The organism is Mesorhizobium loti CJ3sym (genome assembly GCF_000472785.1).
GTDB lineage: Bacteria > Pseudomonadota > Alphaproteobacteria > Rhizobiales > Rhizobiaceae > Mesorhizobium > Mesorhizobium loti_E.
Genome location: NZ_AXAL01000009.1, coordinates 155,898 through 181,978, shown reverse-complemented (window position 1 = coordinate 181,978; position 26,081 = coordinate 155,898). Strand labels below are relative to the sequence as shown.

Genomic DNA, 26,081 nt, shown 5'->3' with positions numbered 1-26,081 from the left:
TTCTGCGCTTCCGGTGCTTACGGACAGAAAGTCCGTTGCGCTCCGGTTCTCGAAACCACCATCATATGACTCGCCAGAGCGAATTTCGAAACGGTCTCTAGGGCTGCTCCGCACTGGTAATTCCTCTGCGTTTCCGCCATATAGCGGCAAAACGGACAGGAATTTGCGAGAGCCATGGCAGGCACCGCCCCCTTCGCCAAGATGAACGGCATCGGCAACGAGATCATCGTTGCCGACATGCGCGGCCGCGCCGATCAGGTGACGGCGGTTGCCGCCCTTGCGCTGAACGCCGATGCCGCGACCCGCTTCGACCAGATCATGGCGATCCATGATGCGCGCACAGCGGGTACGGCTTACTATGTCGACATCCTGAATTCGGACGGCTCCAGTGCGCAGGCCTGCGGCAACGGCATGCGCTGCGTCGTCCAGGCGCTCGCCGCCGAGAGCGGCCAGAAGACTTTCACCTTCGAGACCCGCGCCGGCATCCTCAACGCCAGGGAACATGCCGACGGCACGATCTCGGTCGACATGGGCACGCCGCGCTTCGGCTGGCAGGACATCCCACTCGCAGAGGAGTTCCACGACACAAGCAGGATCGAGCTGCAGATCGGCCCGATCGACGCGCCTGTGCTGCATTCGCCCTCGGCCGTCTCGATGGGCAATCCGCACGCCATCTTCTGGGTCGACCGCGACGTCTGGTCCTATGAGCTCGAACGCTTCGGCCCCCTGCTCGAAAACCACCCGATCTTCCCCGAGCGCGCCAACATCACCATCGCCCAGGTGACTTCGCCCGAGAGCATGATCGTCCGCACCTGGGAACGCGGCGCCGGCCTGACCAAGGCCTGCGGCTCCGCCGCTTGTGCCTCCGTGGTGGCAGCGGCCCGCACCAGGCGGACCGGCCGCGGCGTCAACCTGCTGACGCCGGGCGGCGGCACGCTGCATGTCGAATGGCGCGACGACGACCATGTCATCCTGACCGGCGCCGCCGAATGGGAATTTTCCGGCAGCTTCAACCCCTCGACCGGCGCCTGGGCCCGCGACACCGAAAGCGCGGCCTGATGTCGGCTCTGTCGAAGAGCCCCGAATTCGAGGGCTCCCTATCCGAGGCTCCCAGCCGCATTGACGTGGTGACGTTCGGCTGCCGGCTGAACACCTATGAATCCGAAGTGATGCGGCGCGAGGCCGAAAGTGCTGGTCTCGGCGCGCTGGAAGGCGGCGCCGTGATCTTCAACACCTGCGCCGTCACCGGCGAGGCGGTGCGCCAGGCCAGGCAGGCGATCCGCAAGGCACGCCGCGACAACCCGCAGGCGCGCATCATCGTCACCGGCTGCGCTGCCCAGACCGAGCCTGAAAAATTCGCCGCCATGGACGAGGTCGATCTCGTGCTTGGCAATGAGGAGAAGCTGAAGGCCCATTCGTATCGGGCGCTGCCGGATTTCGGCGTCAACGACACCGAGAAGGCACGCGTCAACGACATTTTTTCGGTGCGCGAGACGGCCGGCCACATGGTCGACGCCATCGAGGGCCGGGCGCGCGCCTTCGTCCAGGTGCAGAATGGCTGCGACCACCGCTGCACTTTCTGCATCATTCCCTATGGCCGCGGCAATTCCCGCTCGGTGCCGATGGGCGCCGTGGTCGAGCAGGTCAAGCGGCTGGCCGGCCACGGCTATGCCGAGATCGTGCTGACCGGCGTCGATATGACCAGCTTTGGCGCCGATCTGCCCGGCGCGCCAAAACTCGGCAGGCTGGTGAAGACCATCCTCAGGCAGGTGCCCGACGTGAAGCGCCTGCGGCTGTCCTCCATCGATTCGATCGAAGCCGATGACGATCTGCTCGACGCCATCGCCACCGAGCCCAGGCTGATGCCGCATCTGCATCTGTCGCTGCAGTCCGGCGACGACATGATCCTGAAGCGCATGAAACGCCGGCATCTGCGCGATCAGTCGATCCGCTTCTGCGAGGATGTGCGCAAATTGCGCAAGGATATTGTCTTCGGCGCCGACATCATCGCCGGCTTCCCGACCGAAACCGACGCGATGTTCGAGAATTCGGAAAAAATCGTTGGGGAATGCGGGCTGACCCATCTCCACGTCTTCCCATTCAGCCCGCGCGAAGGCACGCCCGCCGCGCGCATGCCGCAGCTGCGCCGCGAAGTGGTCAAGCAGCGCGCAGCGCGCTTGCGTGCCGCCGGCGAAGCCGCATATCGGCGCCATCTCGCCTCGCTGCCTGGAACGCGCCAGTCGATCCTGATCGAGCGCGACGGCGTTGGCCGCACCGAAGGGTTCACGCTGGCAGCGCTCGGCACTGGCGTGCCGGGCGAGATCGTTGACGCGACAATTACTGGCCACGATGGCGCCCGGCTAATCGCAGCGCCGCTTGCCGCACGCGCCGCCTGAGAAACGCAAAGCATGGCTGGTTTTTTCAAGAAGATATTTTCGTTCGGCAAGAAGGAGGTTGTCGAGGAGCGGATTGATGAGACCGCGCCCCTGCCGCCGATCAAATGGGACCAGCTCGACGCGCTGAAGCCGGCGGCCGAGCAGGTCGTCCCGGAATTCTTGAAGCGCGACGAGCCTGAGGCTGAGGCGAAGGTCGCGCTTGCACCGGCCGAACCGGAGACAGCTCGCCCACCGGAACCGGCGCCCGTCGAGGAACCGGCTCCTGAGCCGGCTCCGACCATCCCGCCAGCGCCGGAGCCGATCGTTCCGTCCAAGCCGGAAATCCAGCCTGAGCCTGCGCCGGTCGAGGAACCGAAGCCGGCCGCGCCGGAAGCGCCTGTCGAGCAGCCGGAGGAAATCCCGCCACCCCCGGCAGCACCGGAGCCTGCTCCCGAACCGCTGCCGCAAGAGGTGCCCGCACCCGCCCAGCCGGAAGTTGCGCCGCCACCTCCAGAGAAGTTGCCGGAGCCAACACCGATTGAAGTTCCGGCCCCGCCTGCCGAGATTCCAGCCGAACAACCCGCGCCAATAGAGGTGCCACCACCGGCCTCGCCTTCCGCGCAGTCGACTTCAGAGGTTGGCGCTGCCCCTCATCAGCCTGCCGGCACCTTCTCCGCGTATAGGGACGGGGAGAAGGAAGCTGTCGGTGACGCGGCGGCTCCGCTTGCGGACGTCGAAGAGGAAGCGCCAACCGTGCAGGTGGCGCCGGAAGCCCCGGCGGCGGAAATCGCCCCCCCCATTCGCCAGCCGGCGCCGGTCGCGCCGCAGCCCATCGCGCCACCGGCCCCACAACCCTTGCCAGAGCCGAAAACCGCTGCCGGCAAGGTGACCGTCACCAAAAAGGTCGAGCAGAAGGCCGAGCCAGTAAAAGCACCGGAACCGGCGCCGCGGCGCTCCTGGTTCCAGCGCATGCGGGACGGGCTGGCCCGTTCATCGCGCGAGTTGACCGGCAACATTGCCGGCGTCTTCACCAAACGCAAGCTGGACGAGGAAACGCTGCAGGACCTGGAGGATGTGCTGATCCGCGCCGATCTCGGCATGGAGACAGCACTTCGTATCACCGACGCGCTGGCCGCCAGCCGCTACGGCAAGGACGTCTCCGACACAGACGTGCGCACCGTCATGGCGGCCGAGGTGGAAAAGGTGCTGACCCCTGTCGCCCGGCCGCTGGAGCTCGATCTTTCGCACAAGCCGCATGTCATCCTGGTGGTCGGCGTCAACGGCACCGGCAAGACCACGACCATCGGCAAGCTGGCGGCAAAACTCACCGATGGCGGCCTGTCGGTGATGCTGGCCGCCGGCGACACGTTCCGCGCCGCCGCGATCGAGCAATTGAAGATCTGGGGCGAGCGCACGAAATCGCCTGTCATCGCCTCCAAGATCGGCGCCGATGCCGCCGGCCTCGCCTATGACGCCTTCGAGAAGGCCAAGGAAGCGGGCTCCGACGTGCTGATCATCGACACCGCCGGCCGCCTGCAGAACAAGACCGAGCTGATGGCCGAACTGGAAAAGATCGTGCGCGTGCTGGGCAAGCTCGATCCGGAAGCGCCGCACACCGTGCTGCAGACGGTCGACGCCACCACCGGCCAGAACGCGCTCAACCAGGTTGAGATCTTCCGCAACATCGCCGGTGTCAACGGCCTGGTGATGACCAAGCTGGACGGCACGGCGCGCGGCGGTATTCTTGTGGCAATCGCGGCAAAGCACAAATTGCCGGTCTATTTCATCGGCGTCGGCGAACAGGTCGACGACCTCGAACCTTTCTCAGCCAGCGAATTCGCCAGGGCGATCGCTGGCGTGGCGTAACGGCATGATCCCTTGAAACGGGATCGTGTGTAAGAAGGAAGATCATGAACCCACCCATTCTCGAACGCGATCCGTCCGACCCGCAGAAAGAGAAGAAGGAAGGCGTCAATCCCGTGCTCAAGCTGGTGCTTGAGCTCGGACCCCTGCTGGTCTTCTTCTTCGCCAATGCGCGCGGCGAATGGCTGGTGCAGAAATTCCCCGTTCTGGCTCAATTCGGCGGTCCGATCTTCGTTGCCACCGGCCTGTTCATGGCGGCGACGGCAATAGCGCTGATCGCCTCCTGGCTGCTGACGCGCACCTTGCCGATCATGCCGATGGTCTCGGGCGTCGTCGTCTTCATCTTCGGCGCGCTGACGCTCTATCTGCAGGACGACATCTTCATCAAGATGAAGCCGACCATCGTCAACACGCTGTTCGGCGGCGTGTTGCTCGGCGGCCTGTTCTTCGGCAGGTCGCTGCTTGGCTATGTCTTCGAATCCGCCTTCAAGCTCGACGCTGAAGGCTGGCGCAAACTCACCTTCCGCTGGGGTCTGTTCTTTATCTTCCTGGCCGTCGTCAACGAGGTCGTGTGGCGCAATTTTTCGACAGACGCCTGGGTTACCTTCAAGGTCTGGGGCATCATGCCGATCACGCTTCTGTTCACCTTCAGCCAGATGCCGCTGATCCTGCATCATTCGCTGGACGACAAGGCAAGCGGGGAAGAAAAGCCCGGGAAGTAAAGCAATTCCAGGAAAAGTGTGAAGCGGTTTTCCGTCCGGAATTGCGTCAAAACAAAGTGGGGAGAGCCATGGAATTCGTCACCACGCGTGAGGAGTTGCGGACGATCTACAAGACGCCGCGCCCGACAGATGGCTCGATCCGCAAGGAACTGAAGGCGCTCGACGGCCATTGCCGCTCCTTCATCGGCAAGAGCCCGTTCGTGCTGATCGGCTCCTCCGACGGCGAAGGCAATGCCGATGTGACGCCCAAGGGCGACAAGCCCGGCTTCGCCGCCATTCTCGACGACCGGACCATCGCCATCCCCGACCGGCCCGGCAACAACCGGCTGGACACGCTGGAGAACATCCTGCGCAATCCTTCGGTCGGGCTGCTGTTCCTCATCCCCGGCATGAACGAGACGCTGCGCGTCAATGGCGATGCCCGCATCACCGTCGACGCCACCTTGCGCGAGCGCCTGGCCGTCGACGGCAAGGAGCCGCAAAGCGTCGTCGTCGTCGCCGTCAAGGCCGCCTACATGCATTGCGCCAAGGCCTTCATGCGCTCCGATCTGTGGAAGCCTGACACCTGGTACGACCGCGCCACGCTGCCGACGCTCGGCCAGATCCTGCGCGACCAGCTGGTGGTTGCCGATTCGGCCGAGGCGACCGATCGCTGGCTCGACGACGAATACAAGCAGACCATGTGGTAGGCTTTTGCGGACGCGATTCGTCCGAACTGGCTCCATACTTTGCTGAACATCCTCGCCATCTCCGGCAGCCTGCGGGCCGCCTCCACCAATTCGGCCCTAGTCGCGGCCCTGGCGCGCAACGCGCCGCCGGCCTGCCGCATCACCGTCTATGACAGGCTCGGCCGCTTGCCGATCTTCAATCCCGATGACGAGGGCGAGCGGACGCCGCACGAAGCGTCCGCGCTGATCGACGCCGTCACCAGCGCCGACGGCATCATCGTCTCCTGTCCTGAATATGCCCATGGCGTGCCGGGCGGGCTGAAGAACGCGCTCGACTGGCTGGTGTCGCGCGACGCCGCCGTCGGCAAGCCGGCCATGCCGGTGCACGCCTCGCCGCGTTCACTCTATGCCCGCGCCGCTTTGGCCGAGATCATGCGGACGATGTCGTTCGCGCTTTATGACGGTGGGCTGGAAATTGCACTGCTGGGGAAGAAGGCGGTGGAGGTGGAAGGCATTCTGGCGGAGGAGGCGAACGTACTGGCGATGCGCAATGCGCTGGCTGCCTTCGCGGATTTCATCCGCACGCGTTGAGCCCGCGGCCACTATGCGATGGCTGTCCCGCCAGCCTTTCATAACGTTCGCACTACGGCTGTAGCCGCCTTACCCCTTCCGCAACGTCTCGACATCGGTCTTGCCGACATACCAGTCGCGGGCGTTGACCTCCTCGAAAACCACCCAGACATCGTCATTGCCGAGCCCGGTGGCTTCCATGATGGCGGCTGTGACTTTCTTGGCGATATCAGCCTTCTTGCCTGCCGGATCGGCGGCGATCACTTCCTTGACGATGCGGATGTTGACGAATGGCATGATTTTGTCCCCTTCAAATAGCTACGCCGCTGAGGGACCGTTTCGAAATTCGCTCTGGCGAGTCATATGATGGTGGTTTCGAGAACCGGAGCGCAGCGGACATTTGGGTCCGTGAGCACCGTTCTACTGCGGTGCAGTAGAACGCGGAAGCGCAGAAAACGCCTTCAGATGGCCGCCAGAGTAGAATTTCCAAACGGTCTCACTCAAAAAGTCTTGGCCCCATTCACCATCAGCCGGACCATGTAAAGCGAGGTGGTGCCGGCGATGTAGAGGCAGTTCAGCTTGTTGCCGCCGAACACACAGTTCGCCGTCACCTCCGGTACCTTAACCTTGCCGATCAGCGTTCCATCCGGATCGTAGCAATGGATGCCATCGGCGGCACTGGTCCAGATCCGCCCGTCCGCATCGAGCCGGAAGCCATCGAACAGGCCGGCCGTGCAGTCGGCGAACACCTTGTCGCCGGAAACCTTCTTGCCATGCGTGCCGACGTTGAATACCCGCATATGCGCCGGATTCTGCGCGCCATGCGTGCGGCCGGTGTCGACGACATAGAGCAGGCTTTCATCGAGCGAGAAGGCAAGCCCGTTGGGTCTCACCATGTCGGTGATGACGGCCTCGACATCGCCAGTGTCGGGATCGACCCGGTAGACGTGGCAGGCGCCGATCTCGCTCTCGGCCTTATCGCCCTCATAGTCGGTGTCGATGCCGTAGCTGGGGTCAGTGAACCAGATTGAGCCATCGGATTTCACCACCGCGTCGTTGGGCGAGTTCAGCCGCTTGCCCTTCCATTTGGCGGCGATGGTGGTGACCGAGCCGTCATGCTCGGTGCGGCTGACGCGGCGGCCCGAATGTTCGCAGGTGACCAGCCGGCCCTGCCGATCGACGGTGTTGCCGTTTGAATTGCCCGATGGCTGCCGGAACACGCTGACGCTGCCGTCGGTCTCATCGAAGCGCAGCATGCGGTTGTTGGGAATGTCGGACCAGACGACGTAGCGGCCGGCGGCGAACCAGGCCGGCCCTTCCGCCCAGCGGCATCCGGTGAACAGCTTCTCCACCTGCGCGCTGCCGTTGAAGAGGCGCGCAAAGCGCGGATCGAGAATTTCGTAATAATCTGCGGCCGCCATGCATTTTCCTCCAGGCATCACGTGACGCCGGATCAAGCCAGCCCGCGATCGATCTGGCAAGACGGGGCCTTGCCAATTTGTATGACAAACCGGCGAGGAAGCAGCCGTGCGACCAGGGCTGGATCGCGACCGCTCAACCACGACGTACCTTAGGACTCGATTAACCGGCTATGCGCTGAGTGCAATGGTGCATTGCAACATCTTCTTTTTGCAATGCACCATTCCTATGTCATGTTCCGTATTGACCAAGGGAGGAAGAAACCGGCCGCCAGAATGCGGCACAGAAGGAACCCTTGCTATGTTCAACGATCTCATGAACCGCGCTCGCAACAGCATCGCCAAGCGCAAACACTACAACCGCCTCGTCGCCGAAATCGACAGCTTCTCCAGCCGCGATCTGGCCGACATGCGCGCCGACCGCAGCGAGATGCTGTACCAGGTCCACAAGCAGATCTACGGCTGATCTTTCCAGTCGGTTTTCCGGACCGCGGGGCACTGCCCCCTCACCCGGATTGCCAAACCGAATTGCAAGCGCAATTCGGGCAATCCGACCTCTCCCCGAGGAGAGAGGAGCGGGTCAGCTCCGGCGTCATCTCTTCTCCCCCACGGGGAGAAGGTGGCCGCGTAGTGGCCGGATGAGGGGGCCTGGCGCTACCGCCTAACCAGGCACCGCCAATGCCTTTTCAATCTGCGGCAACAGCAGCGTCTGCGCCGTCTCCGACGTCAGCGGCCCAACAAACTTATAGGCGATCTTGCCGTCCTTGCCGATGACGAAGGTTTCCGGCACGCCGTAGACGCCCCAGTCGATCGCCGTGCGACCGGCTTCGTCGACGCCGATCGCCTGGAACGGGTTGCCGAGGTCGCCGAGGAACCGGCGGGCGTTTTCCGGCTGGTCCTTGTAATTCAGCGCCGCCATCACGAACCGCTTGTCCTGCGACAGCGCCAGCAGCACCGGGTGCTCTTCCCGGCACGGCGCGCACCATGACGCAAACACATTGACCAGCGTGACCTTGCCGGCGAACGCCCTGGAATCGAGCCCCGGCAGATTTGACCCCTCCAGCGCCGGCAGATTGGTCTGCGGCGCCGGCAGGCCGATCAGGGCCGACGGCACTTCCGAGACATCACGGCCGGAAAGCAGCTGCGACAGGAACAGGCCGGCAAGGCCGAGGAAGATCAATAGCGGCAACAGCACGAACAGGCGGCGACTGCGTGTCGGTGTTTCTGTCTCCGTGCTCATGGCTTGGCAGCCTTGTCGGAACGCCGCCGCACGCCGGCCGCTTCGAGCTCGGCAAGCTCGCGCCTGCGCGCCCGCTGGTCGAGCAGGATCCAGCCGATCAGCCCGGCCAGCACCACGGTAGTGATGCCATAGGCGGCGGTGACATAAAGGGCGTGCGCGCTCATGCGACGCACCCCATACAACCTTCCGCTGTTGCTTCACCGTGCTCGATCATGGTCTTCCCATAGCTTTGCGCCACCGGCTTCGCAATCGGACGCCGCGTCGCGGCCTCCAGGCTTGTGCGGTCCCATCAATCCGTTCCATGCCGCAGTGCCAGCGCCGCCGAGACCGGCCCCAGCACCGCAAGAAACAGCGTCAGCGCGGCAAGAATGAGGAAGGGCTGCAGGAAGGGTTCGGGATTGGCCGTCGCGCCATAGCTCGCCGAAACGCCGAAGATCAGCACCGGTATGGTCAGCGGCAGCACCAGCACCGAGATCAACAGCCCGCCCCGCGGCAGCGCCACCGCCACCGCGGCACCTGCGGCACCGATGAAGGTGATCGCCGGCGTGCCTACCAAAAGGGTGAGCGCCGTGGCGCCGATGGCGAGCGGCTCCATGTTCATGAACAGCCCGAGCAGGGGCGCAGCGACGACCAGCGGCAGCACGCTGCCAGCCCAATGCGCCAGGCATTTCACCAGCACCGTCAAGGCCAGCATGTGGCGGTCGTTGCCGAGCACCAGCAGATCGAGCGAACCGTCCTCGCGATCGGCCTGGAACAGCCGATCGAGCCCGAGCAGGCAGGACAGCAGCGCGCCGATCCACAGGATCGCCGGACCAATGCGGGCCAGCAGCTTGAGGTCAGGACCGACGCCGAACGGAATCGTGGCGATCACGGCAAGGAAGAAGATGACGCCGGTCAACGCGCCGCCGCCGGCGCGAATGTTGAGGCGGATGTCGCGCAGGAAGAGGGCTAGCATGATGTGAGATGCCATTGCCAAGGCACCCCCCTCTGGCCTGCCGGCCATCTCCCCCTCAAGGGGGGAGATTGGCAGCTCACAAGCCTCGCCAGCCCTCGAACGCTGAAGATTGGCGAAGGTCGAGGCGATATCCAATCTCCCCCCTTGAGGGGGAGATGCCCGGCAGGGCAGAGGGGGGTGTCTGGCGCCGACATCAAATCCCCATCCTCAACTCCGCCCCGTCAATCCCAAGCGGCAGATGAGTCGCCGCGACAATCATCCCGCCATCGCCGCAATGCCTCTCCATCAACCCCGCAAATCGCGCCTCCGAAACCTTGTCCAACCCCGCCGTCGGCTCATCGAGCAGCCACAGAGGCCGATGGTTGACCAGCAGCTTCGCGATCGCCGCGCGGCGCCGTTGCCCGGTGGAGAGATAACCGAATGGCAAATGGCCAAGCCCGCCGAGCCCGACCTCCTCCAGCGCCTCCTCGACGCCGACATCTCCATTGCCATTGAAATCACGCCAGAAGCGCAGATTTTCCACCACGCTCAGCGCCGGCTTCATCGCATTCTGGTGGCCAAGGTAATGACAGGCTGAGGCAACAGAGGGAAACGCCTCGCCGCCGCCTTCGAGCAGCAACCGGCCTTCCGCCACCGGCAGCAGCCCGGCGATGATCCTCAGCAAGGTTGATTTGCCCGACCCGTTCGGCCCGGTTACGACCAGTGCCTGGCCTTCCCCAAGGTCAAAGCCAACCCTGGAAAACACGCTCTCGCCGCCGCGTTCGCCGCCCAGATTTTCGGCGATAAGCCGCATCCGTCGCCTGCCCTGAAATCAATGTTTCGCGAGCGCTGCCGCATCGCACAAATTTGCTCCGCAACTGTCTAGAACTATTCCAGAAAATTCTCTATATGCGGTGCATCCGTGCCAGCGGTCGGCACGGGAAGCGAATTAGCGCCGAACCAGCGCACGCGCCGCCTTGAACGGCTCGGGTTGGCTGGGAACGGACAGCGGAAATGGCCGTACCCGCACCTTTGCGCGTGATTGCATGCCATCGGCGTCCGTTCCCTTTCAGGCTGAACAGACAAGGACGGATCGCACGTGTCAAAATCCCTCGATAGTTTCAACTGCCGCCGTACACTGACCGCTGGTGGTACCGAATATGCCTATTTCGACCTCATCGAGGCCGAGAAGAGCGGCCTCACCGGCATTTCCCAGCTGCCCTATTCGATGAAGGTGCTGCTGGAGAACCTGCTGCGCAACGAGGACGGCCGCTCCGTCACCAAGGAATCGATCCAGGCGGTTGCCGGCTGGCTGACCGACAAGGGCACCGCCGGTGTCGAGATCGCCTATCGCCCGGCCCGCGTGCTGATGCAGGATTTCACCGGCGTTCCGGCCGTGGTCGACCTCGCCGCCATGCGTGACGCCATGGCCTCGCTCGGCGGCGATCCGCAGAAGATCAACCCGCTGGTTCCCGTCGACCTCGTCATCGACCATTCCGTCATTGTCGACGAGTTCGGCACGCCGATGGCCTTTGCCCGCAATGTCGAGCTCGAATATGAGCGCAACGAAGAGCGCTACAAGTTCCTGAAATGGGGCCAGCAGGCGTTCCGCAACTTCCGCGTCGTGCCGCCCGGCACCGGCATCTGCCACCAGGTCAACCTCGAATATCTCGGTCAGGTCGTGTGGACCAACACCGAGGACGGCGAAACCACCGCCTATCCCGACACCTGCGTCGGCACCGATTCGCACACCACGATGATCAACGGTCTTGGCGTGCTCGGCTGGGGCGTCGGCGGCATCGAGGCCGAGGCGGCCATGCTCGGCCAGCCGGTTTCCATGCTTTTGCCCGAAGTCATCGGCTTCCGCCTGACGGGCAAGCTTAAAGAAGGCATCACGGCGACCGACCTCGTGCTCACCGTTACCCAGATGCTGCGCAAGAAGGGCGTCGTCGGCAAGTTCGTCGAGTTCTTCGGCCCCGGCCTCTCCAACATGACGTTGGCCGACCGTGCCACCATCGGCAACATGGCGCCCGAATACGGCGCCACCTGCGGCTTCTTCCCCGTTGACAGCGAGACCATCCGCTACCTGACAATGTCGGGCCGCGAGGAAAGCCGCATCGCGCTGGTCGAGGCTTATTCCAAGGCGCAAGGCATGTGGCGCGAGGCGGGTTCCGCCGACCCGGTCTTCACCGACCTGCTCGAACTCGAACTTGGCAGCGTCGTGCCGTCGATGGCCGGCCCCAAGCGCCCCGAAGGCCGCGTTCCGCTCGAAGGCATTCCGGCCGGCTTCGCCAAGGCAATGGAGACCGAGTACAAGAAGGCGGCTGAAATCCACAAGCGTTATGCCGTCGAAGGCACCGACCATGACCTCGGCCATGGCGACGTCGTCATCGCAGCCATCACGTCGTGCACCAACACCTCGAACCCGAGCGTGCTGATCGGCGCCGGCCTGCTGGCCCGCAACGCCAACCGCCTTGGCCTCAAGCAGAAGCCATGGGTAAAGACCTCGCTCGCTCCCGGCAGCCAGGTCGTCGCCGAATATCTGGAGAAATCCGGCCTGCAGAAGGAGCTCGACCAGATCGGCTTCAACCTGGTCGGCTTCGGCTGCACCACCTGCATCGGCAATTCCGGCCCGCTGCCGGCGCCGATCTCCAAGACCATCAACGACAAGGGCCTGATCGCCGCTGCCGTGCTTTCCGGCAACCGTAACTTCGAAGGCCGCGTCTCGCCCGATGTTCAGGCGAACTACCTGGCCTCACCGCCGCTGGTGGTGGCGCATGCGCTGGCCGGCACCGTCACCAAGGACCTCACCACCGAGCCGCTCGGCGAGGACAAGAACGGCAATCCGGTCTACCTCAGGGATATCTGGCCGAGCTCTGCCGAGATCCAGGAGTTCATCGAGAAGAACGTCACCCGCGAGCTGTTCGCCCGCAAATATGCCGACGTCTTCAAGGGTGACGAGCACTGGCAGAAGGTGCAGGCGCCGGAAGGCCAGACCTATGCCTGGGACGACAACTCGACCTATGTGCAGAACCCGCCCTATTTCGCCGGCATGACTGCTGGTTTCGGCAAGATCGGCGACATCAAGGGCGCCCGTGTGCTCGGCCTGTTCGGCGACAAGATCACCACCGACCACATCTCGCCGGCGGGTTCGATCAAGGCCGCTTCGCCGGCCGGCAAATACCTCACCGACCACGGCGTCGGCGTTGCCGACTTCAACCAGTACGGCACGCGGCGCGGCAACCATGAGGTGATGATGCGCGGCACCTTCGCCAACATCCGCATCCGCAACCACATGCTGGGCGAGAACGGCCGCGAGGGCGGCTACACCATCCATTATCCGTCGAAGGAAGAGGAATCGATCTACGACGCGGCGATGGAGTACAAGAAGGAAGGCGTGCCGCTGGTCATCTTCGCCGGTGTCGAATACGGCAACGGCTCGTCGCGCGACTGGGCGGCCAAGGGCACCAATCTGCTTGGTGTCCGCGCCGTCATCGCCCAGTCCTTCGAGCGCATCCATCGCTCGAACCTGGTCGGCATGGGCGTCATCCCCTTCGTCTTCGAGGACGGCACCTCCTGGGCCTCGCTCAACCTCAAGGGCGATGAGCTGGTCGAGATCGATGGCCTGAGCACCATCAAGCCGCGCCAGACGATGACCGCCAAGATCACCTATGGCGACGGCACGGTGAAGAACGTGCCGATCATCTGCCGCATCGATACGCTGGACGAGCTCGACTACTTCAAGAACGGCGGCATCTTGCAATACGTGCTGCGCGATCTGGCTGCCTGAGGCAGCAAGGGAATGGGGCTTAGGCGGTAGGGAATGGGGACCTACTGCCTACTGCCTACTGCCCTAACCTTCGTCGCCCCATACCGCGCCGTCGCCGCCAGCAGCACACCCAGCATCAGCCCGTTGAAGATGTGCCAGAGGAAATGCGTGCCGAGCGGAAAGCTGGCGCAGACCATCGGGTCGATCATGCGGCAGATGACGGACACGACGAAGATCCCCGACCCTGCCAGATTATACCAGCCGGCCCGGTTGCCGCTGAGTGTTACCCAGACCCCGAAGAAAGCGAGCGCCAGGAACGGAGGCAGATAGCCTGTCGTGCCGTTCGACGCCTGGCGCAGCCAGTCCGGCACCGCGAACGTGATCGCCCCGGCCACCACATAGAAGACAATGAAGATCGCGATCGCCTTGCCCCATTCCATGCCGAGGAAGCGTCGCAGGTTGAACAGCGTGTAAGCGAGCGTGAAGCCGGCAATCGGCAGCACGTCGATCCAGACCGTGCCCTTGGTGGCGAAGGTATGGAAGATCGTCGAACCGATGCCGATCGCCACCACCCACCAGGCCAGTACCTCGGCGAAGGTGCCGGTTTTGTGCCGCCGTACTTCCCGCACCCCCCACAACCCCGCGGCAATGAAAGCAAGGTTTGTCAAAGCATTAGCCGGCTCGGCCCAAAGTCCAGGGCCGGTCCGCTCGCAATAAAGATCGACAGGGGTCAGGAGAGTTTGCCACATGGTGATGATCCTACCCCGAATCTAACCGCGCCGTGAAATGCAGTACCTCTCCCATTGCGGCCTTACCTGCGACTGCAATGGCAAAAATTTCACCGCAACGTGACTTCCCGTTGACTTCCGCTTCTGCCACATATTTCAGCCAATCAGAACAAAGCCGGCGCCACCGGCGGGAACTGGAATGATCATGGCCTGGCGAAAATCATTGTGGCTGGCAGCCCTAGCGCTGGCCTTTTCTGCCTTTGCCGGGGCTGGCCATGCAGGCGAGGCCGAGCGGATCCAGGCCGACAAGCCGCAGCAGGACAAGCCGCTCGGCGTGGTCGAACTGTTCACCAGCCAGGGCTGCAGTTCCTGCCCGCCGGCCGATGCGTTCTTTGCCGAACTGGCCACCAGGGAAGACATCGTCGCGCTCTCCTATCACGTCGACTATTGGGACTATCTCGGCTGGAAGGACACGCTGAGCCGCAAGGAAAACACCGAGCGGCAATATGACTATATGCGCGCCTTCGGCAGCCGCTCCGTCTATACGCCGCAGGCAGTCCTCAACGGCCGCGTGCATGTCAACGGCGCCAATCGCGGCGAGGTCGACGGCGCGCTTGCCCGCATGGCCAAGGGTGGCGAAGGCATTCGCGTCCCTATCAAGGTCAGCCGCACCAGCGATCGTGTGATCATCGATGCCGGCGATGCCGGATCCGGCCCCAGCGACGCCCATGTCGTCATCGTCTATTTCGAGCAGCCGCAGACGGTCAAGATCGCCCAGGGCGAGAACTCCGGCCGCAAGATGACCTACTGGAACGCGGTCACCGGCATCCAGACCGCCGGCATGTGGCACGGCAAGGCGCAACGCTACGAACTGCCGATGAGCGAGATCAACAAGAAGGGCGGCTGCGCCGTGCTTTTGCAGTCGGTCGGCAAGGACGGCATGCCCGGCCCCATCCTCGGTGCCGCCTTCATCCACAAACCCTGATTTAGACGGCCTGAAAAGACTTCAATGCCCGGTCAGCCGGTCGGCGAAAGCGGCCAGCCGGGACGTCCGCCCCAGGCCGTTTGCCTCGCGCTGGTCGGCGATGCGGTAGAGCTGGTACATGGAATGGACGCCGAGCCAGCGCAGCGGTTCCGGTTCCCATTTCTTGACCGTGCGGTTGACCCAGGGCAGCCGGGTCAGCTCGGTGTCGTGGCCGAGCACGAGGTCGCGCAAGGTGCGACCCGACAGGTTCGAGCTGGAAACGCCGAGCCCGACATAGCCGCCGGCCCAGCCAATGCCGGTCTCGCGATCGAAGCCTGAGGTGGTGCACCAGTCGCGCGGCACGCCAAGCGTCCCGCACCAGGCATGGTCGAGGCGCAAGCCCTTCGTCTGCGGCAGCAACCTGGTCAGCACTTCGTGCAATTGGTCGATGGTCGCCTGCTGGGTCTGGCCACGCACATCGGTGCGCGAGCCGAAGCGGTAAGGCACGCCACGACCGCCCATGGCGATCCGGCCTTCCCGCGTGCGCTGGGCATAGCAATAGGTGTGCGCGGCATCGCCCAGCACCTCGTAGCCGCTCCAGCCGATCGTGCCCCACAGCTTTTGCGGCAGCGGCTCGGTCACCACGATGGCGCTGTTGAGCGGCAGCCAGAGGCGTTTCAGGCCGGGAATGCCGGCCGTGAAGCCTTCGGTGGCACGCACGATCTTTTCGGCCCGCACGATGCCCCTGGTGGTGGTGACCTTGCCTTTCTCGATCGCCAGAACCTGCGTCTGCTCGTAGATGGGAATGCCAAGCCGCACGACCGCGGCCGCAAGCCCCTGCACGAGTTTGGCCGGCTGCACGCGGGCGACATTGCGGACAACGAAGCCGCCCAGCACCTTGTCGATGGCGATGCGCTCTCGCGCCTCACGCGCGTCGAGAAAAGCGAGCCGCTCTTGCGGCATGTCCCAGCGCAGCAGTTCATCATATTCAGCCCTGGCGCGCTGCAGCTGCGCTTCGTTGGTGGCCACGGTGATGTTGTCGACGCGGCGGATATCGGCGTCGATGCCCTCGGCCTGCGTCACCGAGATCACCTCGTCGACGGTGCCGAACATGGCGCGCTGCATGTCGACCACCGCGCCGCGCGACGATGTCTTTGCGTATTTCTCGCGCGACCAGCTGAAGCCGCCCGACAGCCAGCCGCCATTGCGGCCCGAAGCGCCGTAGCCGGCGAATTCCTTTTCAACGATGGCGATGCGCAGCCAGGGCTGCGCCTTCTTCAGATAATAGGCGGTCCACAGACCGGTATAGCCGGCGCCGACTATGCAGACATCGGCCTCGATGTCGCCGGGCAGCGGGGGGCGATAGGCCGGGACACCGCCGATATCGGCATACCAGAACGACACGTCGCCATTGTGCTTGGCTTGCATTATTTACTGCCTTCCAGAGCAATTCCAGGAGAAGTGTGAAGCGGTTTTTCGTCCGGAATTGCATTAATCAAAGAGTTAGAGCGTTCGCCGTTTCCGTGAAAGGGTGAACCGCTCTAACTGGACGGCAGGCATGAAAAAACCGACGTCAGCTTGCTTCTGACGTCGGTCATTTAGTTTTGGGATCGTCGCACCCGATTTTTCCGAGGAAAAACCGAGGTTGGTTCGATCCGACGCAGACCCGTGGGCGGGGGGCTTGGGGTTTACGAGCCGGTGCCGGACCGAACCGTCTCAGGCAACACCGGTAAATTCGTCGGACATTGGGGCATGAGCGCGGATAAAAAATGGCGAGAATGTGGCGAAGCATCACCAATTCCAACACGCCGCATTACAAAAGTGACTGGACGCCACAAAAACGGCGCGGCGCCGCCACCGCTTCGCCGGCTCTTGCAATTGCAGCGCGAAGGGGCCAACTTTGGTTGGCAAAGATTCATTTTGAGGGATCGAGGCATGACTGACGACAGCGGCGGGATGGGGGATGGGGACGCATCCGCAATATTAATCCCGCTGCACGAGGCGCGACGCGAGCGCCTCGATCAACCGGTGCGCTTCGAGCGGCGCGAACTGGACCAGATCCTCAGACTCTACGGACGTATGGTCGCCGCCAATGAATGGCGCGATTACGCCATCGATCATCTAACCGACAGGGCCGTGTTTTCCGTCTTCCGCCGTGCCAGCGAAGTGCCGCTGTTCCAGATCGTCAAGGATCCGAAACTGGCGCGCAAGCAGGGCGCCTTCGCCGTCATCGCCGCCGGCGGCCGCATTCTCAAACGCGGCCAGGAGCTTGGCCGCGTGCTTGGCGTCTTCGACAGTAAGTTGAAGCTGGTTTAGGCTTAAGCTATTATTTTTGCTTGAGAAACTTCCGCTCGGGCAATGAACCCGGATCAGGCGGCAGCGATGCCCCGCCGTTCAGCGACAGTTGCATGAACACCGTGTCCAGCCAGCGCCCGTGTTTGTAGCCGGAACCTTCGAGCCGACCCGAATGGCAAAAGCCCAGCTTTTCGTGCAGCTTGACCGAGGCGCTGTCGGGATGGCCGTCGCCGATCACCGCGACGATCTGGCGAAAGCCCGCCGCCTCGGCCGCCGCGATCAGGGCCTGCATCAGCATGAGGCCGACGCCCTGGCCCTTGGCTTGAGGCGCGACATAGACTGAATCCTCGACGATGAAGCGATAGGCCGGGCGCGGCCGAAAGGCGCCGGCATAGGCATAGCCGAGCACCACATCGTCTTTGTCCGCGACCAGATAGGGAAAGCCGCCGGCCGTGAGTGAGTCGAATCGCGTGCCCATCTCGGCGCGACTGGGCGGCTCCAGCTCGTAGCTCGCCGTGCCATGTGTCACCGCGTCGGCGTAGATTTTGGTGATGGCGTCGAGGTCGGCCACGCTGGCCGTCCGAATCACAATACTGCTCATTCTTTGTGCAAGCCTTCTATCTGCCCGCAATAACAGCAAAGGCCGACACAAAAGAAAAGGGCGGCCGTTGGGCCGCCCTTCCGGAAGTTGATGGTCCAGTCAGACCATGATGCGAACCAAGCCTTAGCGGCGGTCGCCCATGAACTGGAGCAGGAACATGAACAGGTTGATGAAGTCGAGGTAGAGCCTCAGCGCGCCCATGATGGCCTTGCGGCCGGCGACATCGGAAGCGTCACCATCGAAATACATTTCCTTGATCTTCTGCGTGTCATAGGCGGTGAGGCCGGCGAAGACCAGCACGCCGATCGCCGACACGGCGAAGGACAGCGCCGACGACTGCAGGAAGATGTTGATCACCGACGCGATGATGATGCCGAACACGCCCATGATCAGGAACGAGCCCATCGCCGTCAGGTCGCGCTTGGTCGTGTAGCCGAACAGCGACAGCGCGCCGAAGGCGGCGGCCGTGGCGAAAAAGGTCTGCGAAATGCTGGCCGTGGTGTAGACCAGGAAGATCGACGACAGCGACAGGCCGACGAGACCGGCATAGACCCAGAACGTGGTCTGCGCGGCAGCGACGCTCATCGACTGGATCCTGAACGACAGGAAGAACACGGCGGCCAGCGGCGCCAGCATCACCACCCAGCGCAGCGGCGAGCCGAAGATCGCGTAGCCGAAGGACGTCAGCATCTCGCCGCTGGGCAGCGTTGCGACAGCCGAAGCCGGATCGGTGGTGGTGGCCAGCATGATCGTGCCGACGGCGGCAAGACCCGTGATGAGGAGGCCAAGCCCCATCAGATTGTAGACCTTGATCATATATGCGCGCAGACCCTGATCGATGTCGGCGCGAACGCCGGGCACCGCCGACGTCTGATAGTTGCGAATGGGATCAGCCATTGGAATCCTCTATTGCTTCTGTCCCGTCCGGTGTCGGGCCTCTTACGGACCCAGGCGCCGCTGGCGGGACTCCAGCATGCCTGTGGCGAAATATGATGGTTATTCGCGTCAAGAACAAGACCGTAACCGGATGTAACGGTTCGTGAGGCAGCGAAATGCCGATTCCCCGGCTTTCCGAGCCTCATCCTTACCAAGATTTAATCCGGGTTGGCCGCTCCGGCCCTGAAATTACAGCTCGCGCAGCACCGGTGCTGCCTTTTGACCGAGCACCCGCCAGGTGCCGGCAAGACCGATGCCGACTGTGATGACCAGCGAAAACACGATGGTCGCCACAGCCACTTCCGGCATGAAATGCGATGGCAGCGTCATGATGCGGGCGACAATGTACCAGGCCGCGATCCCACCGGCGGCCAGTGCGAAGATGGCAGTGGCCAGTCCGATCAATATGTATTCCAGGGAGAATGCCGTGATCAAGGTTCGCCTGGTGGCGCCCAGCGTCTTCAGCACCACGGCGTCATGGATGCGCGCCCGGTTGCCGGCCGCGAGTGCGCCGGCCAGCACCAGCACCGAAGCGATCAGTGCCACGCCTGCCGCCGCCCGGATCGCCGTGCCGAGCTGCCCGACCAGCCGGTTGACCACATCGAGCGCGTCCTTGACCCGCACCGTCGTCACCGCCGGGAAAGCGCGGGTGACGGCATTGAGGATCCGGGCGTCGTCCGCAGTGGTGGCAGTCTTCTCGGTCAGCGTCGCCATCCAGCCATGCGGGGCGCCCGCGAATGTGTTGGGCGAGAACACCATGACGAAGTTGATGCCCATCGTCTCCCACTGGACCTCGCGGAAATTGGCGATCCTGGCCGTCACGTTGCGGCCAAGCACATTGACGGTGACGGTGTCGCCAAGCTTCAGCCCGATCTGCTTGCCTTCCTGGGCCGAGAACGAGACCAGCGGTTCGCCGCTATAATCGGCCAGCCACCAGCTGCCTTCGGTCAGCGTCGCATTTTGCGGCTGTTTGGCGTCATAGGTCAGGCCGCGATCGCCTTTCAGCACCCAGGCGCCTTCGGCCGGCACTTTGACCTTGTCGACATCGACGCCGTTCAGCGCCATCACCCGGCCGCGCAGCATCGGCACCTTGGCAAGGGTTCCCAGTGGCGCCTCCTTGCCGACCAGCGCGGTGAAGGCATCGACATCGCTGCTCTGTATGTCGACGAAGAAGAAGTTCGGCGCCCGCTCCGGCAGGCTGCCGGAGATCTGCTGCCGCAGATTCCCGTCGATGAGCGCCAGCGTCACCAGCAGCGTCAGCCCGAGCCCCAGCGACAATACCACCGACGGCGTCAAGGCACCGGGCCGGTGGATGTTGCCGACGGCGAGCCTGAGCGCCACGAAGCGCACGCGCGGGCTCTTTTTTGCGACCCACTGCACCAGCGCACCGACCAGGCGCAGCACCAGGAAGGCGAAGATGGTGGCGCCGACGAAGATCGAGGCGATGCGCTGGTCGCCCGAAAACAGGATTGCCAGCGCCGCCAGCAGCAGTGCGATGCCGAGCGCCGAAACGACATAGACAAGGCGCGGCTGGCCGCGGCCTTCCAGCCCCATCTCGCGAAACAGCGCGGTGGCCGGCACGTCGCGGGCGCGGCCGAGCGGCAACAGCGCGAAGGCCAGCGTCACCAGCAGGCCAAACAGCGCCGCCATGCCGAGCGCGCCGGGATAGAAACCGCCTTGCGCCGGCACCGGAATGACGGACTGGAGTGCGTCACTCGCCACGAACGGCATCAGCGCCCCGAGCACGAGGCCGAGCACGATGCCCAACGCGGCAATGATCAGGATCTGCACGAGATAGACGGCAAAGACGAAGCCGCCGGAAGCACCTAAGCTCTTGAAGGTGGCGATGACGCCGCGTTTGCCGTCGAGATAGGCGCGCACCGCATTGGCGACGCCGACGCCGCCGACCACCAGCGCCGTCAGCCCGACCAGCGTCAGGAACTGCGAGAAGCGTTCGATGTTGGAGGACAGCGCCGGTGCGGCATTGTCGCGCGTGCGGATCGACCAGCCGGCCTCCGGAAAGTCGCTGGCCGCCTGACCCTGGATGGCTTTGAGCCGCGCCTCATCGGCGTCGGCGGGCAGCCGGATCTTGTAGGCATTTTCGATCAGGCTGCCCGGCTGCACCAGCCCGGTGGCAGCCAGACCCTCGGTCGAGATCATTAGCCTTGGCGCGAAACCGAAACCGTCGGACACCGCATCCGGCTCGGTGACCAGCGTGGCGCGCAGTTCGAAGGTGGCGGTGCCGAGCTTCAGCCGGTCGCCGAGCTTGAGATGCAGCCGTTCGAACAGCAGATCGGGTGCCGCCGCGCCGAAAACGCCGGAGCGCTCGCCGAACAGGTCCTGCTTGGAAAGCGCCGGCTCCGTCTCCAGCGCGCCATAGAGCGGATAGGCGTCGTCGACCGCCTTGGCCTCGACCAACGCCTGGTCCGACCCGTCGGCAAGACGCGCCATCGAGCGCATACTGGCGGTGCGCGAAACGGTGCCCAGTCCGTCGAGGAAGCCGCGCTCGGCCTGGCTGGCGTCGCGCTGGTTTATCTCGAAGCGAAGATCGCCGCCAAGCAGCGTCTGGCCCTGGTTGGCGACACTGGTGCTGATCGAGCGCGCCACCGAATTGACGCCGCCGATTGCCGCGACGCCAAGCGCGATACAGGCGAGGAAGATCAGGAACCCGGACAGGCCGCCGCGCATCTCGCGCAGCGAGAAGCGGATCGCAAGCCTCAACGTCTGCGCCAACGGCATCAGGCAGTGACCTTGAGCGGCGCCGGCGCCTCGATCTGTCCCGAGCGCATCGAGACCTGGCGCGAGCAGCGCGCCGCGAGCGCGGGATCATGGGTGACCAGCACCAGCGTCATGCCGCGTTCGGCTGCCTTGGCGAACAGCAGGTCAGCGACCTGCCGCCCCGTCGCCTGGTCGAGATTGCCGGTCGGCTCGTCGGCGATCAGGATGCGCGGCGACGGCGCCAGCGCCCGCGCGATCGCCACGCGCTGCTGTTCGCCGCCCGACAGTTCGCCGGGATAATGGGTGACGCGGTCACTCAGGCCCACCGCCGCCAGCTCGCGCGCCGCCACCGAAAACGGATCGGCATGGCCGGCCAGCTCCAGCGGCACCGCGACATTTTCGAGCGCCGTCATGTTGGGGATGAGGTGGAAGGACTGGAACACAATGCCAATGTTTCGGCCACGAAACGAAGCAATCTGGTCCTCGCTTTTGCCGTTGAGGAGCTCTCCGGCGATTCGTACCGTACCCGAATCGACCCTTTCCAGGCCTGCCAGCACCATCAGCAGTGTCGACTTGCCGGATCCCGAAGGACCGACGATGCCGGTCGCCTCGCCGCGCCCCACTTCGAGGCTGACGCCCTTCAGCACATGGACTGAAGACGCGCCTTCGCCGAGCGTCAGGGATACGTCTTTCAGCGCGATGACGGCTTCTGTCAAAATCAAAGTGTCCTATATCAAGGGATGAAGGCTCTGCTTGCCGGAAGCCGAAGAGAATTTTCTGTCATATGGGGCCTGCCGCATGTCTTTCAAACGCCAGATAGCCGCAGGCTTGATCCTTTTCCTCGCCGTTTGCGGCGCCATTTCGTCGGCGCGGGCCGAGCCCTTCAAGATCGTCGGCTTCGGTGACAGCCTGATGGCGGGCTTCGGCCTGGGGCCGGGCGAGGGTTTCACCGACAAGCTTCAGGCAGCGCTGCGCGCCAAGGGCCATGATGTGACCGTCGCCAATGCCGGTGTTTCCGGCGACACCACGAGCGGCGGCCTGGCTCGGCTCGACTGGTCGGTGCCGGACGGAACCCAGCTGGTCATCCTCGAACTCGGCGCCAACGACATGCTGCGCGGCGTCGCGCCCGATATCACCCGCAAGAACCTGGACGAGATGCTGGGCAGACTGAAACAGCGCAAGATCGCCGTGCTCCTGGCCGGCATGCGCGCCGCGCCCAATCTCGGCGCCGACTACCAGACCGCCTTCGACACCATCTTTCCGGACCTGGCGAAGAAATACGATATCACGCTCTACCCGTTCTTCCTCGATGGCGTCGCCGGCCAACCTGGCCTGCGGCTCGAGGATGGCCTGCATCCGAACGCTCGCGGGGTCGACGTGATGATCGAACGCATCCTGCCCACCGTCGAGAAGGCCATCGCGGCAGCGCCGGGCGGGTCGTGACGTCTTCCGGAACCGCTTTCCGTTGGGGAAGTTTTTAGCAAAGCCTGTGACCAATAAACCTCTTGCTCCATCAGGCTTTCGATGATTCGCTACAGGTGACAGTTTCGATTCGAGGAAGGGAGGCTCTTCATGCCGCGTCTTTTCACCGCCCTCGAAATTCCGCGTGATGCCGCACTTTCGCTGTCCCTGCTCAGGGGCGGCCTGCCTGGGGCCCGCTGGATCGACGTCGAAAACTACCATCTGACGCTGCGCTTCATCGGTGATGTCCCCGGCCACGTAGCCGATGAGATCGCCAACGCCCTAGACCGCGTTCACCGCCCCTCCTTCTCGCTGACCCTGTCGGGCGTCGGCGCTTTTGGTCAGAAAAAGCCGCACGCGGTGTGGGCCGGCGCTTCCCCCTCGCCCGATCTGGCCGCCCTTCAGGGCGAGATCGACCGCATCTGCCAGCGGCTCGGCATTCCCGCCGATCCGCGCAAGTTCATGCCGCATGTCACACTTGCGAGACTGCGCAACTCGACCCCGCTGGATGTCGCCCAATACCTGTCGGCGCGCGGCAATTTCTCGACGCTGCCGTTCCGTATCGGCCGCTTCGTCTTGATGTCATCGCGCGATTCGGTCGGCGGCGGGCCTTACATCGTCGAGGAAGCCTGGTCACTGTCGGGCAACGACGCCCGTGCCGCCAGCCTTGTCGCCAGCGCCTCCGACGCCTCACGGATCATGCGGTAGACCTCGGCAAAAGCCTCCGGCCCATCATAGTAGGGATCGGGCACGTCGCGCGCCTGCCCGTGCGCGAATTCCAGGAAAAGTTGCACCCGGTCCCGCTCAGCCGGACCCAACGCCTTGAGATCGGCGACATTGGAGCGGTCCATGCCAAGGATCAGGTCGAAGCGGGAGAAATCCTGCGGCGTGACCTTGCGTGCCCGCTGCCCGGAAATGTCGATGCCATGATGCAAGGCAATCGCGATCGATCGAGGATCGGGGGCCGAGCCCACCTCCCAGCCGCTGGTCGCGGCAGAGTCCAGCAGCATGTCGCGCCCGCGTTCCGCCAGGACGGTGCGAAACACCCCTTCGGCCAATGGCGAGCGGCAGATGTTGCCGAGGCAGACGAAAAGAATGGAATTTATCGGCTTTATGCTCATTCGATATGCGCCGTTTGTGCATTTGGACCCCCAAAACCGCAAAGCACTTTTCGGCGACTTGCATTATGGTGAGGCTCAAATTCGAGATAGCACGGGAAATCATCATGACGAGAGAAAAACTCAGCAAGGACGCAATCACCGCTGCCCTTGCCGAACTCGGCGGCTGGTCGCTGGCCACGGACGGCGCCTCGATCAAGCGCAGCTTCGTCTTCAACAATTTTTCCGAAGCCTTCGCCTTCATGACCCGCGTCGCGCTGGCAGCCGAGAAGATGGACCACCATCCCGACTGGTCAAACGTCTACAAGACCGTGGACGTCACGCTGAACACCCACGACGCTGGCGGCGTCACGGCGCTCGACATCGCGCTTGCAAAGAAGATGAGCCGCTACTTCGGCGGCTGAACACCGCGTGTCCCTGCATACGGGCAGGCGGGGAATCGCCAAATCGGCACCGGCATCTTGCAGCCGGGTTCACCTTTCACCACATTTTCCCTCGCGAGCGTGCGCCAGGATGCGCATGAGACCCGCGAGGAGATATTGATGGCGCAACAACCCGGTTTTGATTTCTTCGGCTTTGGCGACAAGCTTGGTGGCGAAGGCGAAGTGCGCGAGAAATTCTGGCGCACGGCTAAGAAGGCCGCGCGGCAGATTCCGTTCATGGAAGAGGTCGTCGCCGCCTATTACTGCGCCATGGACAAGAACACGCCGCTGCGCGCCAAGGCCATATTGGTGGCCGCGCTCGGCTATTTTGTCCTGCCCTTCGACCTCATCCCCGACTTCATCTTCGGGATCGGCTTCACCGATGACATCGCCGTGCTGACTGCCGCGATCACCGCTGTCAGCGGCCATATCACGCCGGCGCATCGCCAGGCTGCCAAGGACGCCATCGCCGACAAGGGCTGAGCGTCTTCAACCGGCACTTGCTCTTTGGATACCGGCGTTCCGAGGCCCGGCAAAAAAGTCAAACTCTTGCCGCTTTCGTGGCCTCCAAGTCGCCAAAGGGACGCCGCGCTGGCCGCTGACAAGGCGGCGGTGCGGGAATGGTGGCGGTTTCCTGCGGTGAGCGTCCTTTTGTTGAGGGAAATTCACCGTTTGGTAACCCAGATTAAATCAAAATGAAGCGAAGGCAGGACGCCACGCCGGCCGGCCTCCGCACCATTTGGAATACGGGAAAAACGATGCGCGGATTGATAGCACTAGTCTCGAGCCTGGCCCTGGTGGCCTTCGCAGCGCCGGCGCTGGCGCAGCAGGCGACCAAGATCGGCCAGCACAATGCCTGGGGCACCTACAGCTACCAGGCATCGGGCGGCAAGGTCTGCTACGTCCTCACCGTGCCGACCGACAAGCAGCCGCCGACGCTCGACCATGGCGACATGTTCTTCTTCGTCAGCCAGCGCCCCGGCCAGCAGGTGTCCTACGAGCCGCAGTTCATTGCCGGCTACAATTTCCAGGAAGGCTCCAAGGCCACCGTCACCATCGACAAGAAGTCCTTCTCGATGTTCACGCGCGGCAAGTCGGCCTGGGTCGAGAACGCCGCCGAGGAACCGGTTCTGATCGCCGCCATGAAGACCGGCACCGACATGAAGGTGTCCGCCAAGTCCGGCCGCGGCAACCCTACGAACTATGTCTTTTCGCTGAAGGGCATTTCGGCGGCGCTGACATCGATCGCCAAGTGCAAATAGGCAGAGCCTCGTTCTGA

General features: G+C 63.7%; 28 protein-coding genes. 15 read left to right on the top strand and 13 right to left on the bottom strand.

What is annotated here, in order from left to right; genetic code table 11:
* Nucleotides 1-174: 174 nt before the first annotated feature.
* The 6 genes from dapF to A3A9_RS0114285 all read left to right on the top strand — a co-directional run bounded on the left by dapF (nucleotide 175) and on the right by A3A9_RS0114285 (nucleotide 6,219).
* Nucleotides 175-1,059 carry a diaminopimelate epimerase gene (dapF, locus tag A3A9_RS0114310; protein WP_027059386.1) on the top strand — a complete coding sequence of 295 codons (885 nt, stop codon included), beginning with the start codon at nucleotides 175-177 and terminating at the stop codon, nucleotides 1,057-1,059.
* On the top strand, nucleotides 1,059-2,396 hold the full coding sequence (gene mtaB, locus A3A9_RS0114305) for a tRNA (N(6)-L-threonylcarbamoyladenosine(37)-C(2))-methylthiotransferase MtaB (protein ID WP_027059385.1): 1,338 nt from the start codon (nucleotides 1,059-1,061) through the stop codon (nucleotides 2,394-2,396). The genes dapF and mtaB overlap by 1 nt, the downstream gene beginning before the upstream one ends.
* A gap of 12 nt (nucleotides 2,397-2,408) precedes the next feature.
* Entirely contained in the window at nucleotides 2,409-4,241 is a 1,833-nt protein-coding gene (gene ftsY / locus A3A9_RS0114300) for a signal recognition particle-docking protein FtsY (protein WP_027059384.1), read from the top strand.
* Between the two features lie 44 nt (nucleotides 4,242-4,285).
* Nucleotides 4,286-4,960 carry a septation protein A gene (locus A3A9_RS0114295; protein ID WP_027059383.1) on the top strand — a complete coding sequence of 225 codons (675 nt, stop codon included), beginning with the start codon at nucleotides 4,286-4,288 and terminating at the stop codon, nucleotides 4,958-4,960.
* Between the two features lie 68 nt (nucleotides 4,961-5,028).
* A complete protein-coding gene (locus A3A9_RS0114290; RefSeq protein ID WP_027059382.1) occupies nucleotides 5,029-5,649 on the top strand; it encodes a pyridoxamine 5'-phosphate oxidase family protein in 621 nt (206 codons plus the stop codon).
* Nucleotides 5,650-5,688: 39 nt separating this feature from the next.
* Nucleotides 5,689-6,219, top strand: a complete 531-nt coding sequence (locus A3A9_RS0114285; RefSeq protein ID WP_027059381.1) for an NADPH-dependent FMN reductase — start codon at nucleotides 5,689-5,691, stop codon at nucleotides 6,217-6,219.
* Nucleotides 6,220-6,288: 69 nt separating this feature from the next.
* On the opposite strand, the gene A3A9_RS0114280 is transcribed toward A3A9_RS0114285, so the two are convergent.
* Entirely contained in the window at nucleotides 6,289-6,495 is a 207-nt protein-coding gene (locus tag A3A9_RS0114280; RefSeq protein ID WP_010912352.1) for a tautomerase family protein, read from the bottom strand.
* A 203-nt stretch (nucleotides 6,496-6,698) separates the two neighbouring features.
* Nucleotides 6,699-7,619, bottom strand: coding sequence for an SMP-30/gluconolactonase/LRE family protein (locus A3A9_RS0114275; RefSeq protein WP_027059380.1), 921 nt, complete (start codon nucleotides 7,617-7,619; stop codon nucleotides 6,699-6,701).
* A 298-nt stretch (nucleotides 7,620-7,917) separates the two neighbouring features.
* Between A3A9_RS0114275 and A3A9_RS45195 the strand changes: the two genes are divergently transcribed.
* Nucleotides 7,918-8,082, top strand: coding sequence for a hypothetical protein (locus tag A3A9_RS45195; protein ID WP_082222078.1), 165 nt, complete (start codon nucleotides 7,918-7,920; stop codon nucleotides 8,080-8,082).
* A 195-nt stretch (nucleotides 8,083-8,277) separates the two neighbouring features.
* Here the strand turns inward: A3A9_RS45195 and A3A9_RS0114265 are convergent, their stop codons facing one another.
* The 4 genes from A3A9_RS0114265 to ccmA all read right to left on the bottom strand — a co-directional run bounded on the left by A3A9_RS0114265 (nucleotide 8,278) and on the right by ccmA (nucleotide 10,604).
* Nucleotides 8,278-8,856: a DsbE family thiol:disulfide interchange protein gene (locus A3A9_RS0114265; protein ID WP_027059379.1), complete on the bottom strand. Its 579-nt coding sequence runs from the start codon at nucleotides 8,854-8,856 to the stop codon at nucleotides 8,278-8,280.
* Entirely contained in the window at nucleotides 8,853-9,020 is a 168-nt protein-coding gene (gene ccmD / locus A3A9_RS0114260) for a heme exporter protein CcmD (protein WP_027059378.1), read from the bottom strand. Before ccmD ends, A3A9_RS0114265 begins: the two co-directional genes overlap by 4 nt.
* Before the next feature lie 125 nt (nucleotides 9,021-9,145).
* Nucleotides 9,146-9,811 carry a heme exporter protein CcmB gene (gene ccmB / locus A3A9_RS0114255; RefSeq protein WP_027059377.1) on the bottom strand — a complete coding sequence of 222 codons (666 nt, stop codon included), beginning with the start codon at nucleotides 9,809-9,811 and terminating at the stop codon, nucleotides 9,146-9,148.
* Between the two features lie 193 nt (nucleotides 9,812-10,004).
* Complete coding sequence (gene ccmA, locus A3A9_RS0114250) at nucleotides 10,005-10,604, bottom strand: heme ABC exporter ATP-binding protein CcmA (RefSeq protein ID WP_027059376.1); 600 nt, start codon at nucleotides 10,602-10,604, stop codon at nucleotides 10,005-10,007.
* Nucleotides 10,605-10,889: 285 nt separating this feature from the next.
* Here ccmA and acnA point away from each other — a divergent pair, with 285 nt between their 5' ends.
* Nucleotides 10,890-13,580, top strand: a complete 2,691-nt coding sequence (gene acnA, locus A3A9_RS0114245; RefSeq protein WP_027059375.1) for an aconitate hydratase AcnA — start codon at nucleotides 10,890-10,892, stop codon at nucleotides 13,578-13,580.
* Nucleotides 13,581-13,621: 41 nt separating this feature from the next.
* Here the strand turns inward: acnA and A3A9_RS0114240 are convergent, their stop codons facing one another.
* Nucleotides 13,622-14,308: a ceramidase domain-containing protein gene (locus A3A9_RS0114240; RefSeq protein WP_027059374.1), complete on the bottom strand. Its 687-nt coding sequence runs from the start codon at nucleotides 14,306-14,308 to the stop codon at nucleotides 13,622-13,624.
* Between the two features lie 178 nt (nucleotides 14,309-14,486).
* On the opposite strand from A3A9_RS0114240, the gene A3A9_RS0114235 reads away from it, so the two are divergent.
* Complete coding sequence (locus tag A3A9_RS0114235; protein ID WP_027059373.1) at nucleotides 14,487-15,272, top strand: DUF1223 domain-containing protein; 786 nt, start codon at nucleotides 14,487-14,489, stop codon at nucleotides 15,270-15,272.
* A 21-nt stretch (nucleotides 15,273-15,293) separates the two neighbouring features.
* Here the strand turns inward: A3A9_RS0114235 and A3A9_RS0114230 are convergent, their stop codons facing one another.
* A complete protein-coding gene (locus A3A9_RS0114230) occupies nucleotides 15,294-16,679 on the bottom strand; it encodes an NAD(P)/FAD-dependent oxidoreductase (RefSeq protein WP_027059372.1) in 1,386 nt (461 codons plus the stop codon).
* A gap of 507 nt (nucleotides 16,680-17,186) precedes the next feature.
* Here A3A9_RS0114230 and A3A9_RS0114225 point away from each other — a divergent pair.
* Nucleotides 17,187-17,567, top strand: coding sequence for a DUF2794 domain-containing protein (locus tag A3A9_RS0114225; protein ID WP_027059371.1), 381 nt, complete (start codon nucleotides 17,187-17,189; stop codon nucleotides 17,565-17,567).
* Between the two features lie 10 nt (nucleotides 17,568-17,577).
* On the opposite strand, the gene A3A9_RS0114220 is transcribed toward A3A9_RS0114225, so the two are convergent.
* The 4 genes from A3A9_RS0114220 to A3A9_RS0114205 all read right to left on the bottom strand — a co-directional run bounded on the left by A3A9_RS0114220 (nucleotide 17,578) and on the right by A3A9_RS0114205 (nucleotide 22,517).
* Nucleotides 17,578-18,147, bottom strand: a complete 570-nt coding sequence (locus A3A9_RS0114220) for a GNAT family N-acetyltransferase (RefSeq protein WP_027059370.1) — start codon at nucleotides 18,145-18,147, stop codon at nucleotides 17,578-17,580.
* A gap of 123 nt (nucleotides 18,148-18,270) precedes the next feature.
* Nucleotides 18,271-19,044, bottom strand: coding sequence for a Bax inhibitor-1/YccA family protein (locus tag A3A9_RS0114215; RefSeq protein ID WP_027059369.1), 774 nt, complete (start codon nucleotides 19,042-19,044; stop codon nucleotides 18,271-18,273).
* A 228-nt stretch (nucleotides 19,045-19,272) separates the two neighbouring features.
* A complete protein-coding gene (locus A3A9_RS0114210; protein WP_027059368.1) occupies nucleotides 19,273-21,822 on the bottom strand; it encodes an ABC transporter permease in 2,550 nt (849 codons plus the stop codon).
* Nucleotides 21,822-22,517, bottom strand: a complete 696-nt coding sequence (locus tag A3A9_RS0114205) for an ABC transporter ATP-binding protein (protein WP_027059367.1) — start codon at nucleotides 22,515-22,517, stop codon at nucleotides 21,822-21,824. The genes A3A9_RS0114210 and A3A9_RS0114205 overlap by 1 nt, the downstream gene beginning before the upstream one ends.
* An 82-nt stretch (nucleotides 22,518-22,599) precedes the next feature.
* Here A3A9_RS0114205 and A3A9_RS0114200 point away from each other — a divergent pair, with 82 nt between their 5' ends.
* A complete protein-coding gene (locus tag A3A9_RS0114200) occupies nucleotides 22,600-23,244 on the top strand; it encodes an arylesterase (RefSeq protein ID WP_027059366.1) in 645 nt (214 codons plus the stop codon).
* A gap of 129 nt (nucleotides 23,245-23,373) precedes the next feature.
* Nucleotides 23,374-23,970 (top strand): RNA 2',3'-cyclic phosphodiesterase, encoded by a 597-nt coding sequence (gene thpR, locus A3A9_RS0114195; RefSeq protein WP_027059365.1) that lies wholly within the window; start codon nucleotides 23,374-23,376, stop codon nucleotides 23,968-23,970.
* Here the strand turns inward: thpR and A3A9_RS38795 are convergent.
* Nucleotides 23,874-24,383, bottom strand: a complete 510-nt coding sequence (locus tag A3A9_RS38795) for a low molecular weight protein-tyrosine-phosphatase (RefSeq protein WP_033838547.1) — start codon at nucleotides 24,381-24,383, stop codon at nucleotides 23,874-23,876. The two genes, thpR and A3A9_RS38795, sit on opposite strands and share 97 nt — an antisense overlap.
* A 104-nt stretch (nucleotides 24,384-24,487) precedes the next feature.
* Between A3A9_RS38795 and A3A9_RS0114185 the strand changes: the two genes are divergently transcribed.
* The 3 genes from A3A9_RS0114185 to A3A9_RS0114175 all read left to right on the top strand — a co-directional run bounded on the left by A3A9_RS0114185 (nucleotide 24,488) and on the right by A3A9_RS0114175 (nucleotide 26,064).
* Nucleotides 24,488-24,784: a 4a-hydroxytetrahydrobiopterin dehydratase gene (locus A3A9_RS0114185; RefSeq protein ID WP_027031944.1), complete on the top strand. Its 297-nt coding sequence runs from the start codon at nucleotides 24,488-24,490 to the stop codon at nucleotides 24,782-24,784.
* 138 nt (nucleotides 24,785-24,922) lie between these two features.
* Nucleotides 24,923-25,285 carry a YkvA family protein gene (locus A3A9_RS0114180; protein WP_027059364.1) on the top strand — a complete coding sequence of 121 codons (363 nt, stop codon included), beginning with the start codon at nucleotides 24,923-24,925 and terminating at the stop codon, nucleotides 25,283-25,285.
* Nucleotides 25,286-25,560: 275 nt separating this feature from the next.
* On the top strand, nucleotides 25,561-26,064 hold the full coding sequence (locus A3A9_RS0114175) for an invasion associated locus B family protein (RefSeq protein WP_027031946.1): 504 nt from the start codon (nucleotides 25,561-25,563) through the stop codon (nucleotides 26,062-26,064).
* Nucleotides 26,065-26,081: the final 17 nt, after the last annotated feature.

Coding starts and splice junctions, on each gene's coding strand:
- dapF (WP_027059386.1), top strand. CDS start 175: ATGGCAGGCACCGCCCCCTTCGCCAAGATGAACGGCATCGGCAACGAG.
- mtaB (WP_027059385.1), top strand. CDS start 1,059: ATGTCGGCTCTGTCGAAGAGCCCCGAATTCGAGGGCTCCCTATCCGAG.
- ftsY (WP_027059384.1), top strand. CDS start 2,409: ATGGCTGGTTTTTTCAAGAAGATATTTTCGTTCGGCAAGAAGGAGGTT.
- A3A9_RS0114295 (WP_027059383.1), top strand. CDS start 4,286: ATGAACCCACCCATTCTCGAACGCGATCCGTCCGACCCGCAGAAAGAG.
- A3A9_RS0114290 (WP_027059382.1), top strand. CDS start 5,029: ATGGAATTCGTCACCACGCGTGAGGAGTTGCGGACGATCTACAAGACG.
- A3A9_RS0114280 (WP_010912352.1), bottom strand. CDS start 6,495: ATGCCATTCGTCAACATCCGCATCGTCAAGGAAGTGATCGCCGCCGAT.
- A3A9_RS0114275 (WP_027059380.1), bottom strand. CDS start 7,619: ATGGCGGCCGCAGATTATTACGAAATTCTCGATCCGCGCTTTGCGCGC.
- A3A9_RS45195 (WP_082222078.1), top strand. CDS start 7,918: ATGTTCAACGATCTCATGAACCGCGCTCGCAACAGCATCGCCAAGCGC.
- A3A9_RS0114265 (WP_027059379.1), bottom strand. CDS start 8,856: ATGAGCACGGAGACAGAAACACCGACACGCAGTCGCCGCCTGTTCGTG.
- ccmD (WP_027059378.1), bottom strand. CDS start 9,020: ATGAGCGCGCACGCCCTTTATGTCACCGCCGCCTATGGCATCACTACC.
- ccmB (WP_027059377.1), bottom strand. CDS start 9,811: ATGCTAGCCCTCTTCCTGCGCGACATCCGCCTCAACATTCGCGCCGGC.
- ccmA (WP_027059376.1), bottom strand. CDS start 10,604: ATGCGGCTTATCGCCGAAAATCTGGGCGGCGAACGCGGCGGCGAGAGC.
- A3A9_RS0114240 (WP_027059374.1), bottom strand. CDS start 14,308: ATGTGGCAAACTCTCCTGACCCCTGTCGATCTTTATTGCGAGCGGACC.
- A3A9_RS0114235 (WP_027059373.1), top strand. CDS start 14,487: ATGATCATGGCCTGGCGAAAATCATTGTGGCTGGCAGCCCTAGCGCTG.
- A3A9_RS0114230 (WP_027059372.1), bottom strand. CDS start 16,679: ATGCAAGCCAAGCACAATGGCGACGTGTCGTTCTGGTATGCCGATATC.
- A3A9_RS0114225 (WP_027059371.1), top strand. CDS start 17,187: ATGACTGACGACAGCGGCGGGATGGGGGATGGGGACGCATCCGCAATA.
- A3A9_RS0114220 (WP_027059370.1), bottom strand. CDS start 18,147: ATGAGCAGTATTGTGATTCGGACGGCCAGCGTGGCCGACCTCGACGCC.
- A3A9_RS0114215 (WP_027059369.1), bottom strand. CDS start 19,044: ATGGCTGATCCCATTCGCAACTATCAGACGTCGGCGGTGCCCGGCGTT.
- A3A9_RS0114210 (WP_027059368.1), bottom strand. CDS start 21,822: ATGCCGTTGGCGCAGACGTTGAGGCTTGCGATCCGCTTCTCGCTGCGC.
- A3A9_RS0114200 (WP_027059366.1), top strand. CDS start 22,600: ATGTCTTTCAAACGCCAGATAGCCGCAGGCTTGATCCTTTTCCTCGCC.
- thpR (WP_027059365.1), top strand. CDS start 23,374: ATGCCGCGTCTTTTCACCGCCCTCGAAATTCCGCGTGATGCCGCACTT.
- A3A9_RS38795 (WP_033838547.1), bottom strand. CDS start 24,383: ATGAGCATAAAGCCGATAAATTCCATTCTTTTCGTCTGCCTCGGCAAC.
- A3A9_RS0114185 (WP_027031944.1), top strand. CDS start 24,488: ATGACGAGAGAAAAACTCAGCAAGGACGCAATCACCGCTGCCCTTGCC.
- A3A9_RS0114180 (WP_027059364.1), top strand. CDS start 24,923: ATGGCGCAACAACCCGGTTTTGATTTCTTCGGCTTTGGCGACAAGCTT.
- A3A9_RS0114175 (WP_027031946.1), top strand. CDS start 25,561: ATGCGCGGATTGATAGCACTAGTCTCGAGCCTGGCCCTGGTGGCCTTC.